Origin of the sequence: Bradyrhizobium genosp. L, from assembly GCF_015624485.1 — a bacterium.
Classification (GTDB): domain Bacteria; phylum Pseudomonadota; class Alphaproteobacteria; order Rhizobiales; family Xanthobacteraceae; genus Bradyrhizobium.
Genome location: NZ_CP061378.1, coordinates 712129 through 726582, shown reverse-complemented (window position 1 = coordinate 726582; position 14454 = coordinate 712129). Strand labels below are relative to the sequence as shown.

At 65.9% G+C, this 14454-nt stretch carries 12 protein-coding genes; 2 read left to right on the top strand and 10 right to left on the bottom strand.

The features are described from left to right. Nucleotides 1-38 precede the first annotated feature (38 nt). Together IC762_RS03330 and IC762_RS03325 are read right to left on the bottom strand one after the other, a co-directional pair. Entirely contained in the window at nucleotides 39-3491 is a 3453-nt protein-coding gene (locus IC762_RS03330) for an acyl-[ACP]--phospholipid O-acyltransferase (RefSeq protein WP_195787238.1), read from the bottom strand. A gap of 288 nt (nucleotides 3492-3779) precedes the next feature. Then, on the bottom strand, nucleotides 3780-4016 hold the full coding sequence (locus IC762_RS03325) for a hypothetical protein (RefSeq protein ID WP_195787237.1): 237 nt from the start codon (nucleotides 4014-4016) through the stop codon (nucleotides 3780-3782). A 53-nt stretch (nucleotides 4017-4069) separates the two neighbouring features. Between IC762_RS03325 and IC762_RS03320 the strand changes: the two genes are divergently transcribed. After that, a complete protein-coding gene (locus IC762_RS03320; protein ID WP_195787236.1) occupies nucleotides 4070-4687 on the top strand; it encodes a TetR/AcrR family transcriptional regulator in 618 nt (205 codons plus the stop codon). A 3-nt stretch (nucleotides 4688-4690) separates the two neighbouring features. Here the strand turns inward: IC762_RS03320 and IC762_RS03315 are convergent, their stop codons facing one another. The 7 genes from IC762_RS03315 to cobS form a co-directional block, all read right to left on the bottom strand. Then, a complete protein-coding gene (locus IC762_RS03315; RefSeq protein ID WP_195787235.1) occupies nucleotides 4691-5110 on the bottom strand; it encodes a hypothetical protein in 420 nt (139 codons plus the stop codon). Nucleotides 5111-5258: 148 nt separating this feature from the next. Beyond that, a complete protein-coding gene (locus tag IC762_RS03310; RefSeq protein WP_195787234.1) occupies nucleotides 5259-6359 on the bottom strand; it encodes an LLM class flavin-dependent oxidoreductase in 1101 nt (366 codons plus the stop codon). Nucleotides 6360-6490: 131 nt separating this feature from the next. Continuing rightward, nucleotides 6491-7603: an NADH:flavin oxidoreductase/NADH oxidase gene (locus tag IC762_RS03305; protein WP_195787233.1), complete on the bottom strand. Its 1113-nt coding sequence runs from the start codon at nucleotides 7601-7603 to the stop codon at nucleotides 6491-6493. 248 nt (nucleotides 7604-7851) lie between these two features. Next, the gene (locus IC762_RS03300; RefSeq protein WP_195787232.1) at nucleotides 7852-8925 is read right to left on the bottom strand and encodes an esterase-like activity of phytase family protein; all 1074 of its coding nucleotides are present in this window, start codon (nucleotides 8923-8925) and stop codon (nucleotides 7852-7854) included. 3 nt (nucleotides 8926-8928) lie between these two features. Next, complete coding sequence (gene cobT / locus IC762_RS03295) at nucleotides 8929-10824, bottom strand: cobaltochelatase subunit CobT (protein ID WP_195787231.1); 1896 nt, start codon at nucleotides 10822-10824, stop codon at nucleotides 8929-8931. Continuing rightward, nucleotides 10821-11231: a GNAT family N-acetyltransferase gene (locus IC762_RS03290; protein ID WP_195787230.1), complete on the bottom strand. Its 411-nt coding sequence runs from the start codon at nucleotides 11229-11231 to the stop codon at nucleotides 10821-10823. The genes cobT and IC762_RS03290 overlap by 4 nt, the downstream gene beginning before the upstream one ends. Before the next feature lie 3 nt (nucleotides 11232-11234). After that, nucleotides 11235-12233 (bottom strand): cobaltochelatase subunit CobS, encoded by a 999-nt coding sequence (cobS, locus tag IC762_RS03285; RefSeq protein WP_195787229.1) that lies wholly within the window; start codon nucleotides 12231-12233, stop codon nucleotides 11235-11237. Between the two features lie 291 nt (nucleotides 12234-12524). Here cobS and IC762_RS03280 point away from each other — a divergent pair, with 291 nt between their 5' ends. Further along, nucleotides 12525-13187, top strand: a complete 663-nt coding sequence (locus IC762_RS03280) for a DedA family protein (RefSeq protein ID WP_195787228.1) — start codon at nucleotides 12525-12527, stop codon at nucleotides 13185-13187. Between the two features lie 5 nt (nucleotides 13188-13192). Here the strand turns inward: IC762_RS03280 and IC762_RS03275 are convergent, their stop codons facing one another. Continuing rightward, complete coding sequence (locus tag IC762_RS03275; protein ID WP_195787227.1) at nucleotides 13193-14416, bottom strand: citrate/2-methylcitrate synthase; 1224 nt, start codon at nucleotides 14414-14416, stop codon at nucleotides 13193-13195. Between the last annotated feature and the right edge of the window lie 38 nt (nucleotides 14417-14454).

The window sequence follows — 14454 nt, the reverse complement described above, 5'->3', positions numbered from 1 at the left end:
CATCTGACAACATGCTCCCCGAAAGCACAACCCGTCCGTCATGCGACGTGCTGTTGCGGCTCCGCGTCGGGCGCGCCTTCCTCGCCAGTCGGCTCGCCCTGCGCCGGCGCGGCAGCAAGTTCCTTTGCCAGCGCGGTGGCGCCGACATAGTCGGTCTTGCCGGTGCCGAGCAGCGGCACCTTGTCGACGATGCGGATGTCGGCGGGCACCGCGAGCTCGGAGGCGCCCGTCGTCTTTGCCTGGCGCTGCATCGCAGAGCGGTCGGCGTTCCTCTCGGTGGTCAGGAGCACGATGCGCTCGCCCTTGCGCTGGTCGGGCAACGACACCGCGACCGAGGCCGCCTGCGGCCACAGCGCGGTCGCCATCGCCTCGACCGCCGACAGCGAGACCATCTCGCCCGCGATCTTCGCAAAGCGCTTGGCGCGGCCCTTGATGGCGATGAAGCCCTGCGCGTCGACCGTGACGATGTCGCCGGTGTCGTGCCAGCCGTCGGTGAGCGGCTCCAGCACGCCGGGATTTTCCGCACGGAGGTAGCCGAGCATCACATTCGGGCCCTTCACCGAGAGCCGTCCGCCCTCCTCGATGCCGGGGACCGGATCGAGGCGGTATTGCATCAGCGGCGAGATGCGGCCGACGGTGCCCTGGCGGTTGGCCATCGGCGTGTTCATCGCCAGCACCGGCGCGGTCTCGGTGACGCCGTAGCCTTCGAGGATGCGGACGCCGTAGCGCTCCATGTAGATTTGCCGCGTGCGCTCCTTCACCGCCTCCGCGCCCGCGATCACCAGCCGCAGGGTGCGGAAGTCGTAGGCATGCGCCGAGCGGGCGTAGCCGGTGAGGAAGGTATCGGTGCCGAACAGGATGGTGGCGCCGGTCTGGTAGATCAGCTCGGGCACGATCCGGTAGTGCAGCGGCGACGGATACATGAAGATCGGGATGCCGCCGAGGATCGGCATCATCATGCCGCCGGTGAGACCAAACGAGTGGAACACCGGCAACACGTTGAACACCTTGTCGCGCGCATTGGCGTCGACCCGCGCCAGCGCCTGCGCGGCATTGGCGAGGATGTTGCGGTGGGATAGCACGACACCCTTCGGCGTGCCCTCCGAGCCCGAGGTGAACAGCACCACCGCGGGATCATTGGCTTGACGAGCGACCCGCGGCGCGATGCCGGCACGGAAGCCCGCGATCTTGTCGGAGAGACTGATGGTCTCGCGGACATCCTCGAGATAGACGACGCGGGCTTGCCCCGCGATCGCGGCGATCAGTCTGTCGAGCTTGCCCTTCTCGATGAACGCCTTCGAGGTCAGCACGGTCTTCACCTGGGCCGCCTTCATCGCAGCCAGCACGTTGACCGGGCCGGCCGAGAAGTTGAGCATCGCCGGGATGCGGCCGATGGTCTGCAACGCAAAGAAGGCGACGGCGACACCGGCCGAGTTCGGCAGCAGCACGCCGACATATTCCCCGACCGACGTCCCCTGCTCGAGCTTGCGGCTCAGCACCTGGGCGCCGAGGATCAGCTTGCGATAGGTCAGCTTGGTGCCGAGGGCGTCCTCGATGATGGGCTTGCCAGTGTCGCGGTCGCGATAGGCGTGGCCGAGGCCCTCGAACAGGGTCTGGTCGAGCATCGCGTTCTTGACCATGGCGTCGATCATGACGTCCTGAAGCGCGGCGCCGGCGGCATTGCGGCGGGCCTTGCCGCGCAGCGCCTGGTCGACCGGCAGCTTGACCGGCGGCAGGATCGTGATCGTCACCTTGGGGAACCAGGAGCGCTTGATCTCGCCCTGATTGAGATAGGACAGATGCGAGCGCTGCGCGCCCTCGATGCGAACCGGCACGACCACGGCATCGGCCTTGTCGGCGATCATCGCGGTGCCGTCATAAACCTTCATCAGCGAGCCCGACAGCGTGATGCGGCCCTCCGGGAAGATCACCACCGGCTCGCCGGCGGCGACCAGCTTGATCAGGTCGCGCGCCGCCAGCGGCTTCGACGGATCCATCGTGTAGTGCTTGATCATCTTCAGGAATGGCTTGGCCCACCACGCCTTGGAGATGCCGGTATCGACCGCGAAGCTCGCATCAATCGGCAAGGTGGCGTGCAGCAGCGGGCCATCGACCAGGCTGACGTGGTTGGGCGCGATCAGCATCCGCGTGCCCGCCGGCGGCAGGTTCTCCATGCCGCGGACCTCGACGCGGAACAGCGCGCGGAACAAGAGCCCACCGAAATCGCGCACGCCCTCCTTGCCCCATTTGGAGAGCACGAACCAGACGGTGCCGAAGCTCGCAATCGCCAGCCCGAAGAAGATCCAGGCGATCGCAAGCCCGGCGGATTGCAGCGCCGCGACGAACAGCGCACCGGCGACCATGAAGCCGGCCTGCAAAATGTTGCCGGCGGCAATGATGCGGGCGCGCTCGGACGGCGCGGTCCAGGCCTGCACGGCGGCAAACGCCGGCACCACGAACAGGCCGCCGCCGAAGGCGAACAGGAAGAAGTCGAACAGCATGCGGAAGCCACTGAACGAGGCCGCGAAATCAGCGGCGGTGACATCATGACTGGTCGCGGTGTGGCCGATCGCCCAGGCGAGATCAAGACCAACCAGGCCCATCACGATGGCGCCGATCGGCACCAGCGCGATATTGGGTCTGGTATGGCTGAGCTGGGCGGCGAACAGCGAGCCGGCCGCGATGCCGATCGCGAACACCGCGAGGCACAGCGTAACCACGCCCTCGGTGCCGCCGACACCTTCCTTGATCAGCGCGGGCAGCAGCGACAGCACGATGGCGCCGACCATCCAGAACCACGACACGATCACCATGCCGTCCCAAAGCCGCGGCTCGGCGTAGAGCGACTTCAACAGGCGCACGGTCGAGGTCCAGGGATTCCTGGTGATCGGTAAATCCGGCGCCGACGGCTGCGTCACCGGAATGCGCGACGCGAACGCCCATGAGAGAATGGAGAGGCCGACCACGGCGGCGCAGATCCAGCCCATATGCGTCGCGCCCGCAATGAACAGACCGCCGGCGATGGTGCCGATCAGGATCGCCATGAAGGTTGCGCCCTCGACCAGCGCGTTGCCGGTGGCGAGTTCCGGCACCGAGAGCTGGTCCGGCAGGATGGCATATTTCACCGGCCCGAACAGCGCCGCGACGGTGCCGAACAGCAGCAACGCGACGAACAGCAGCGGGATCGAATGCAGGAAGAAGCCGGCCGCGGCGAAGGCTGCGGCAAAGATCTCGAAGAACTTCAACCGCCGCGCGACCACCGACTTGACGTATTTGTCGGCGAGCTCACCGCCCAGCGCCGACAGCACGAAGAACGGGAAGATGAACACGGCGCCAGCGACCGTGACCAGCATCGGCCCCTGCTCGGTGGCGGCGCCGTACAGCAGCATGATGACCAGCGCGTTCTTCAAGACGTTGTCGTTCAGCGCCGAGCAGAACTGCGCCCAGAACAGCGGCGCGAAGCGGCGGGACGACATCAGTTCCTTGATCATGACCGTTTCCTTGGGTTCAGGCGTGCCGCGCGGGACTATCTGCGAGCTGGCGTGGCGGAGAATGGCGAGCCGGCTGATGGGGCGAAGATGCCGCAGCCTTTAGTCTTTTTCGTAACGTATCGGTTCGATCCGGTGCAAATCGGCGAGATGCCGCGACATTGCCCGGCAGAGATGTACGAGACCTTAGCCGGGACTGCGGTCAACCGACGCGGGATGAGGCGAAGGCGGGACATGGTGAGTGCTTTGTTGAGGATTCGACAACAATTGCCGGCGCGATCGGGCGTTGCTTCAGGTCAGCTCGCTGAGGCCGCCGAACGGCGAGCAGGTGCGCCGGTTGCAGCTTTGGCTGGACGCCGCGCGCCGGTTGGCGCGCCGTTGCTCCAGCACGCCCGCGACGTCGCAGGCGCGGGCGATGCGCTCGATCGGCGCTGTCGCCAGGTCGACCGTGATGCGGCCAAGGCCCTTCACGAGCTCGATCGCGTCGTCGACGAAGGTGGTGGTCAGTTCGAGTGCTAGGGTCTGCATGCGGGTGGCCTCCAGAGCAGTATTTGAGCAACGCTCAAATTAGTAGGATAAAAATGAACATTGTTCAAGAAGAATCGCGAAGAGAACGAAAAAAACTTCAGCGGCGGGCCCTGCTGATTGAGATCGCACGCCGTTTGATCGCAACTAAAGGATTGAGATCATTGAAGGTTCGTGATGTCGCCGAAGCCGCCGACTGCTCCATCGGCAGCGTCTATAATGAGTTCGGCGATTTCGACGGCCTGATCCTGACGGTCAACCGGGAGACCGTTGAGGCCCTGACCGCTCAGCTGAAGGCCGTTCCGGCCGAGGATCCGCTCCGCCAGCTCCATGGGCTCGCGGACGCCTATCTCGGCTTCGCGACCGTGCACGCCAATCTGCTGCGCTCGCTGTTCGAACACCGTATGGAGGATGACCGGCCGTTTCCGGAAGACATCCTGGCCATGGTGATGGACGCCTTCGCGCTGATGCATGCCCCGCTGGCGCGACTATTGCCGGATCGGGATGCCGGCGACGTTGCGCTGCTGGCGCGGATGATGTTCTCCGCGGTCCACGGCATCATCTCGCTGGGGCTCGAGGAACGCATGGTCGCAGTGCCGCCCGAACAACTGCGCGAGCGGCTCGCGCAATTCATCGATACGCATCTTGCAGGGCTAGGTGTCTCGCGTGCGTAAAGTTCACGCGCGCCGGCGCGCAATGGTCCCGGCCACGATCTGCATGGCGACGCCGAGCACCCAACCCAGCATGATCGCCGCGGTCCAGGCGATGTGCGGCTCGCCGCGCAGCACGATGACGCCGACCGAGAAGAACGCGACCAAGGTCGCAAGAAAGGTGCCGACCGCACTGAGGAACTCGGCCGCATCGATCTGGCGCGTGGCGCTATCGTCCCTCGGATGAAAGGCGAGCTGCGGCGTATCGATGCCAAGATAGAAGCCGACCGCGCCGCCGAGCATCATCAAGAGCAGGAACGCCTGCGAGGTCAGCGCCGAGACGCTGGAGCCGACATGGATGGCGACGAACAGACCGCTGGCGGCGCCTGCCATGGCAAGGCCGAACCGCTCCAGGATATGAGCGAATTTCCGCACCCGGGCTCGCATCGCTGTGCCCTCATCAATCGCCCCGCAACGAAACTAGGCCTTCTTGCTGCGCCGCGATAGGTGCCGTGGCGTCACATGCGCGCGACCACCAACGAAGCGCGGGGCAACGTTGCCGCTGCCCCGCGCGCTCCCTCACCCACGTCAAAGGCTACGCCGCGCGTCCGAGCGAGGCGTCGAGATGCTTCAGCTTCGGCAGCACTTCCTGCTTCAGGAGCCGCAGCGAATTGTGCCAGGCCTCGGGCTTGTGCTTGTAGTCGAAGCCGAATACCAGCAGCACGCCGAAGCCGCCGACCTCCCGGTAGATCTTCTCGATCTTCTCGGTAACGGTCGAAGGCGAGCCGACGATCCAGTTGTTGCGCGCGCAATACTCGACCGTGACGTCGCTGTCAGATACGTCGGGTGACGCCTTCAAGTAATCCTTGAAGCCGAAGTGCCCGAGCAGCGGCAGGAAGTACTCGCCCATCATCCGGCCCATCATGTCGCCGGTCGAGAGCTTCCAGGCCTCCTCGTCGGTGTCGGCCACGAACACCTCGCGCACCATCCGCCAGTCCTTGCGGCTCGGCTTGCGGCCGGTCTTGGCGGCGCCGGCCTCCACCGAGTCCCAGTGGCTGCCGACATAGGCCGGGTTGAGGTTGAGGCTCATCGGAATGAAGCCGCGCTCGCCGGCGAGCTTGAGCGTGTCGGAATTCTTCGACAGGCCGGCGACGCCGATCGGCGGATGTGGCGCCTGCTGCGGCTTGATATGGGGTTTGAGGAAATCGAACATCGTGTCCGGCTTGCTCACCGTCCAGAACTTGCCCTTGTGGGTCCAGGGCGCCGGGTCGGTCCACATCTTCAGGATGATCTCGAGCGCCTCGCGCGTCATGTCGCGGTTCTGGCCCGACATGCCGTCGACGTTGAACATCGCCCAGTCGCTCGGCAGGCCCGAGGCGGCGACGCCGAAGTTCAGCCGGCCGTTCGAGAGATGATCGAGCATCGCGACGCGGTTAGCGAGCTCGGCCGGATGGTGATACGGCAGCAGGAAGCCGCCGGGGCCGATGCGCAGATTCTTGGTTTGCAGCAGCGCCTGCGCGATCAACAGATCGGGCGAGGGATGCGGCTCCCACGGCGCGGTGTGATGCTCGCCGATCCAGGCTTCCTGATAGCCGAGCTCATCCAGCCAGCGCAGGGTCTGCAGGTCCCAATCGTGCCCCTCCTTCAATCCGCACTCCGGCGGATGCGAGGGCATCGCGAAGTATCCGAGTTCCATGGGCTTCCTCTCTTGTTGACTGCGTGTCTTCCGCACGCGACCGGAAGAGTACCTGCCTTGGTTGCGGCAAGACAATGGCTCTGCCGCGCAGCGTAGCCCGGATGGAGCGAAGCGCAATCCGGGCTACAGGTTCACCTCGCCCCGAACGTGGTCTTGCCGAACAGCGCTTTCTGGGTCGACGGCTGCGAGCGCCAATATTGCGGCGGCGCGGGCACCTCGCCGCCGAGCTCGGCGGCGGCGTGCCAGCCCCAGCGCGGTTCGTAGAGCATGCCGCGAGCCAGCGCGACCATGTCGGCTTTGCCGGACGACACGATCTCCTCGGCCTGCTTTGCTTCCGTGATCAGGCCGACCGCCATCGTAGTGACGCCGGTCGCTTCCTTCACCGCCTGCGCCGCCGGCACCTGGTAACCCGGCCCGAGCGGAATCTTCTGCAGCGGCGAGACGCCGCCGGAGGAGACATCCATCCAGTCGACGCCACGCTTCTGCAGCTCCTTCGTATATTCGATGGTCTGCGCGACATCCCAGCCACCCTCGACCCAATCGGTCGCCGACACGCGGACGCCGACCGGCTTGCGGTCGGGAAACGCTGACCGCACAGCGTCGAACACCTCCAGCGGAAACCGCATCCGGTTCTCCAGCGAGCCGCCATACCGGTCGGTGCGCTTGTTCGCCAGCGGCGACAGGAACTGATGCAAGAGATAGCCATGCGCGCTGTGGATCTCGATCGCATCGATACCGAGCCGTTCGGCGCGCTTGGCCGAGGCGACGAAAGCCTCACGGATGCGCTTCAGGCCGGCGTCATCAAGTGCTGTCGGCGAAGCTTCGCCGTCCTTGTGCGGGACGGCCGACGGCGCAACCGTCTGCCAGCCGCCGTCCGCGATCGGGATCAGTTGCCCGCCATCCCAGGGACGCGCGCTCGAGGCCTTGCGGCCGGCGTGGGCGATCTGCATCGCGACCGCCGCCTTGGAATGCTTGCGCACCGAAGCCAGGATCGGCTTCAGCGCCGCCTCGTTGGCATCGCTGTAAAGACCGAGACAGCCCGGCGTGATCCGTCCGATGTCCTCGACATGGGTGGCCTCGATGCAGAACATCGCCGCGCCGGACAGCGCCAGCATGTTGACGTGGGTGAAGTGCCAATCGGTGGCGGAGCCGTCGACGGCCGAATACTGGCACATCGGCGAAACCATGATGCGATTCTCAAGCTTCAGGCCGCGCAGCTCGATCGGAGAAAACAGGGTGCTCATGCGGGGGACATCCGGACCGGGGAAAGGGTGCGGGTAAGATAGCGGCGGCGAGTACGATCACAACTGCCGACCCCGTCGGACGAGCCGCGGCGCAGACCAGCAATGCGGGAACGCCGCCTCGCCGGCACACCAGAGATCATCATGCCCGGGCTTGTCCCGGGCATCCACGTCTGGCCTCCGAGAAAAGAAGACGTGGATGGCCGGGACAAGCCCGGCCATGACGACGTTGAAATGGGCGCACCGGAATCTCACCCCACCAACGTGAACTGCAACAGCAGATTGCGCTGGATCAGGGAAAAATTGTCGTCGGAGATCATGGTCAGCACGGTGTCGCCCTCCGCGGTGACATGGGCGTCGATGCCCTCCATGTTGTCGATCTCGTCGCCGAGATCGGCATTGAAGATCGCGGGACCGTCGACCACGGCACCGGGCGCGATCTCGGACAAAGCGAGACGGCGGATGCGGATGCCGACGCCGCCGAACCAGGAGAACTTCCGCTCCAGGATCAAGAGATCGCCCGACGGCAGCAGCACGGCGTCGCTGATGTCGAAATTCTCGGTGCGACGGACGCTGAACTGGCCCGGCGTCTTGCCGCCGACCAGGAAGGCGATCAGATTGCCGTCGGCATCGAGCCCACGTTCGGAGAGCGCGATCAATGTGCCGGCGAGCGGCAGATTTTTGGGCACGACAACCAGCGCCTCCAGCCCCTGGTTGAACGGCAGCTTGCGCACCGCCGGCGGCGTCGGCACGACCTCGCCGCGTGCGCGGGTAAAGCCCTTCGAAAAATCGTAGCGCAGCACCTGATTGACGCGCTCGAGCCCGACATAGGCGAACGAGCCGTCGAGCGCGAGCGATTCCGAATCGTACCAGCCGCGCGCGGTGATCGGCTTGCCGTCGGACCAGAGCAGCGGCGCCGCTTCGACGTCGTCGAGGCCGGTCATCGCCCGGCCCTGATAGACGATGCGGCCGGTGAACCAGGAGCCCTGATCGCTGACCGCGATGAAGCGCTCGCCCTTTGCGTCGAGGCGCAGCGCCGAGAGGCCGCCGAAGCCTGAAAATGCCGAGGTCAGCACCAGGCCGCTGCGATATTCCAACTGGCCGAAACGGACGCGCGCGCGATCGCGGGTGTCGAAGGACGGCAGCGGCCGCGCCTTGACCTCGATCGCGGCGGGCTCGTTGACGAAGTGCGGGTTGGGCTTGGCTGCCCGCCTGGTCGGCGGCTGCGTGGCGCTCTGCGCCAGCGCAAGCTGCGGCAGCGCCGCCGCCGACAACCCCGCCGCCACATCTTGCAGGAAGCGCCGGCGGCTAGGGGTTGAGCGCATGTCTCACGAGTGGAGACGGCGGCGGGTGCCCTGCGCAGGCGCGGAGCCGGAAGTCTCGCTGAACAGCTCGGCCAGCTTTTCGGTGATCGCGCCGCCGAGCTCCTCGGCATCCACGATGGTGACGGCACGGCGATAGTAGCGCGTCACGTCATGGCCGATGCCGATCGCGATCAGCTCGACCGGCGAGCGGGTCTCGATCTCGTCGATGATGTGGCGCAGGTGCCGCTCGAGATAATTGCCGGGATTGACCGACAGCGTGGAATCGTCGACCGGCGCGCCGTCCGAGATCATCATCAGGATACGGCGCTGCTCGGGACGCGCCAACAGGCGCTTGTGCGCCCAGTCCAGCGCCTCGCCGTCGATGTTCTCCTTCAACAGTCCCTCGCGCATCATCAGGCCGAGGTTCTTGCGCGCACGACGCCAGGGCGCGTCGGCGGACTTGTAGATGATGTGGCGGAGGTCGTTGAGGCGGCCGGGGTTGGCCGGCTTGCCGGCGGCGAGCCACGATTCGCGCGACTGCCCGCCCTTCCAGGCGCGGGTGGTGAAGCCCAAAATCTCGACCTTGACGCCGCAACGCTCCAGCGTGCGCGCCAGGATATCGGCACAGGTGGCGGCGACCGTGATCGGACGTCCGCGCATCGAGCCGGAATTATCCAAGAGCAGCGTCACCACGGTGTCGCGGAAGGTCGCCTCCTTCTCGTGCATGAAGGACAGCGGGTGATAGGGATCGGTGACGACGCGCGACAGCCGTGCCGGATCGAGGATGCCCTCTTCGAGGTCGAACTCCCAGGCGCGGTTCTGCTGCGCCATCAGGCGGCGCTGCAGGCGATTGGCGAGTCGCGCCACGATGCCTTGCAGATGCGCGAGCTGCTTGTCGAGATAGGAGCGCAGCCGCTCCAGCTCGTCATGGTCGCAGAGATCCTCGGCCGCGATCACCTCGTCGAATTTCGGCGCGAAGGCGTGGTACTCCGGCCCGCGCGGCTCGTTCTGGCCGCGCGAATTCGGCCGCGTCGCCTCGCCCGGCGTCTCGTCGTCGCCGAGCTCGCCGTCGTCGAAGGTATCAGATGTCGAGGCCTGCGCGCTCTCCATCGCGCTTTCGCTCATCTCTTCCGCGGTCGCCTGCGCCTGGTCGGCGCTCATCTCCTGCGCGGCGTCGGAATCGGGCGAGCCCTCGGCGCCGGACTGATCGCTGTCGCCGTCCTGGTTCTCGTCCTGGTCGTCATCGTCGGTGTCCATGTCGCGCTCGTCGCCGAGATCGAGCGCCGACAGCAGATCGTGGACGAGGTCGCCGAACCGCGCCTGGTCCTCGGTGAAGCGGCTCAATTTGTCGAGCCGCGCGCCGATCTTGTCCTCCAGCACCGGACGCCAGAGATCGACCATCTTCTTGGCGGCCGCGGGCGGCGCCAGCCCCGTCAGGCGCTCCCGCACCAGCATCGCCAGCGCATCCGACAGCGGCGCGTCGGCGCGGTCGGTGATCTCGTCATACTTGCCGCGGTGGAAATGATCGTCGAGCATCGCGGTGAGGTTCTTCGCAACCCCCGACATGCGGCGCGAGCCGATCGCCTCGACGCGGGCTTGCTCGACCGCCTCGAACACGCCGCGCGCCTGCGGATTGCCCGGCATCAGCTTGCGATGCACCTTGGGATCGTGACAGGCGATCTTCAGCGCGATCGAATCGGCGTGCCCACGCACGATCGCGGCATCGCGCTTGGTCATCTTGCGCGCCGGCTCCGGCAGCCGCGCCTTGCCGGGCGCGAGCCCCGGCCGCTCGGCGGCGAAGCTAACCTCGAGCTCGGGCTTCCTGGCGATCGCCTTCAGGCATGCGGAGACCGAGCGCTTGAACGGCTCGGTCGGCGCTTCCTTTGATCCGGGACGGAATTTGCTGTTGGAGGTTGTCATAGCGATTTCGTAAACCAATGGCGCGTCGCGCCGCCGGGATACCCCTCAATCGAACCGAACTCTTCATAACCATTGGCGCGGTAGAAGTCCGGCGCCTGGAAGCTCATGGTGTCGACATAGGCACGGACGGCTCCGAAGCGCCGTGCCTCGTCCTCAATCGCCTTGATCAGCTTGCCGCCGAGGCCCGCCCCGCGAAACTTCTGCTCCATCCAGAAGTACTGGATGAACAGCACCGCGGTCCAGAGCTCGCCGACAATACCGCCGACGATCTCGTCGCGCTCGCGCAGCGAGATGGCGAAGCGCTTGTAGAGCTGCTTCCCCATCTTCTCGTCGTTGTAGCGGCCCAATCCGCCGAGCACCGCCTTCTTGGTCTGGGTCAGTGTGCGCTCGACGGAGATTTTCGGCATGGGCTAGCTGAGCGCCACGTTGACGGAAGATTCCGGCAGCTCGACGTTGAAGCAGCGCTGATAGAACTCGGCGACCAGCGGCCGCTCCAGCTCGTCGCACTTGTTGAGGAAGGTGACGCGGAACGCAAAGCCGATGTCGCTGAAGATATCGGCGTTCTCGGCCCAGGTGATCACCGTGCGCGGGCTCATCACCGTCGACAGGTCGCCATTGGCGAAGGCGTTGCGGGTGAGATCGGCCAGCCGCACCATCTTGTTGACGATGTCGCGGCCTTCCTGGGTGCGGTAGTGGCGCGCCTTGGCCAGCACGATTTCGACTTCCTCGTCATGGGCGAGGTAGTTCAGCGTGGTGACGATCGACCAGCGGTCCATCTGGCCCTGGTTGATCTGCTGGGTGCCGTGATAGAGGCCTGAGGTGTCGCCGAGGCCGACCGTGTTGGCGGTCGAGAACAGGCGGAACGCCGGATGCGGCTTGATCACCTTGTTCTGGTCGAGCAGTGTCAGGCGGCCGGAGACTTCCAGCACGCGCTGGATCACGAACATCACGTCGGGGCGGCCGGCGTCATACTCGTCGAACACCAGCGCGATATTGTGCTGCAGCGCCCAGGGCAGGATGCCGTCGCGGAATTCGGTGACCTGCTTGCCGTCCTTGACCACGATCGCGTCCTTGCCGACGAGATCGATACGGCTGATGTGACTGTCGAGGTTGACGCGCACGCAGGGCCAGTTGAGGCGGGCTGCGACCTGCTCGATATGGGTCGACTTGCCGGTGCCGTGATAGCCGGTGACCATGACGCGGCGGTTCTTGGCAAAACCGGCGAGGATCGCGAGCGTGGTGGCGCGGTCGAAGCGGTAGTCGCTGTCGACTTCGGGCACGTGCGGATCGACTTCGGAATAGGCGGGAACTTCGAGGTCGCTATCGATGCCGAAGACCTGCCGGACCGACACCTTCATGTCGGGCAAACCGACGGGTTCCTGTTGTTTGGTCTGGACGGCGGTCGTCATTCATCCTCCGAGGTCCCGGGCATTCCCGAAACCAGATTGATCGATTGGCTGCGGATGGGGTGCTTCGCACAAGCCTAGCAGAGAGCAACGGCCGGCAGAAGCCCGCCGGCAAATCAAAGTTCCGTTGTCCTGTCATAGAGATAGTGCCGGAGGGGGGTTTTTGGAAGGCTGCTCTGCGAATCATACCGCACTCTTGTACGGTCGCGGGAACGCCTGCCCGGTCGGGCACTTTCCGCCCCGGTTGAGAGTTGTTACCTCTCAGAACCATGTCACCGGCGCCAAAGGGATTTTGTGACTTCCTTTCTTAACCCTCTCATCACCTTCGTTTCGGCCCATGCCTGGCTTGCTTACCTGACGCTGTTCCTGGCTGCACTGCTGGAGGCGGTCCCGGTGATCGGCTCGCTGGTGCCGGGCTCGACCATCATCCTGGCGCTGAGCGCGCTGGTGCCCGGCGGCGAATTGAAGCTGGTGCCGGTGCTGGCCTGGGCCGCGGCCGGCGCGATGCTGGGCGATGGCGTCGCCTATCTGATCGGCTACCGCAGCCAGCGCGAGATCCTGACCTGCTGGCCGCTCAACAAATATCCGAACGTGGTCGCGCAGAGCGAAGCCTTCTTCAACCGTTGGGGCGTGCTGGCGGTGTTCTTTGCCCGCTTCGTGCCGCCGATCCGCGCTTTCGTGCCGATCACGGCGGGCGCGCTCGGCATGCCGCCGGCGCGATTCTACGCCGTCAACATCCCCGCGATCCTGCTCTGGGCGCCGGCGCATGTGCTGCCCGGCGTGCTCGCCGTCACCGCGCTGCACGATTATGCCGGCTTGCCGCACCATGAGCATGTCGGCAAGCATCTCTGGATGTTCGCGGTCGCCGGCGGCGCCGTGATCCTCGCGCTCGCGGTCTGGACCATCCGCCGCCGCAACGGCGGTGGCCTGATCGAGCCGGCCAAGTCGACAAAGTAAGCGAGTCAGAGGCTGTTGGTCGTACCGCCGCGGCCGGGTGCCGGGCCGACATAGCGGGCGCGCGGCCGAATCAATTTGCCATGCTGGAGCTGCTCGCTGGCATGTGCGATCCAGCCGACGCTGCGCGCCATCGCGAACAGCGCAAGCTCGCTCCCCACCGGCATCCGCAGCGCGTGCACCAGCACCGCCAGCGCGTAGTCGATGTTGACGAACTCGCCGGTCGCTTCCGCGATCCGCTCCGGTACCTCCCTGGTGAATTTGCGCGGCGCGCCGGCGCGGGTCAGCGCGTCCAGCAGCGAGATCGCGCGCGGATCGCCGTTCTTGTAGACGCCGTGGCCGAAGCCAGGGAAGCGCTCGCCCAGCGCCACCCGCTCGCGAATCACCGGGGCGACGTCGTTGTCGACCATCGTCCTGACCAGCCGCGAGGCCAGCACGCCGGCGCCGCCATGCTTGGGTCCCTTCAGCGCCACCAGCCCCGCGATCACGGCGTCGTAGAGGTTGAGCTCGGTCGACGCCGCGCAGCGCACCGTGAAGGTCGAGGCATTCAGCTCGTGGTCGGCGAGCAGCACCAGCGCGCGACGAATCAGGTCGGGTGCGTGCTTGTTGTCAGGCGTCCAGACGCGGGCGACCTGCTCATGCAGCAGATCGGCCGACGCCGGTACATTCAGCATGGTCGCAACCAGCAGCCGCAGGATCCGCGCGCCGACCATGGCGCGGCCATCGGGCGCGCGGGTGAAGGCGTGGGGATCGGCGCTGGCGGCCAGCGCCAGCACCGCAACCGTCCGATCGATCGGCGGCGCGCGACGCGCGGCGTCCGCAATCGCGCGCATCTCGTCCGACACATGCGGACAATTGTCCGCCGCGAACGGATCGACAGTGGTGACATCCCAGAGCAGCGTTGCGGTGTGCTCCAGCGTGTCGCGCTGGGCAAGGTCGACGCAGTTGACGCCGCGATAGATCGGGCCCTGCTCGGTGATGGTCGCAATCGCCGAATCCATCACCGGCAGATCGGCGTCGAAGTTGCGAAAACCGCGCGGCTCCGGCGACGGCACGCGGCGTTCCTTCAGGCCCCTGATGTCCTCGGCACGGTAGCGGTGGCTGCGCGAATCCGGCGACGGCTCGGAGCGGATCAGGCCGCGACTGACATAGGCGTAGAGCGTGGCCGGCGAGATCGCGAGCTCGGCGGCGGCTTCCCGGGCGGAGAGGTAAAGCTCGGCGGATTTTTTCATATTGATTGATATAATCAAGGTTGATCAATACGTCGAGA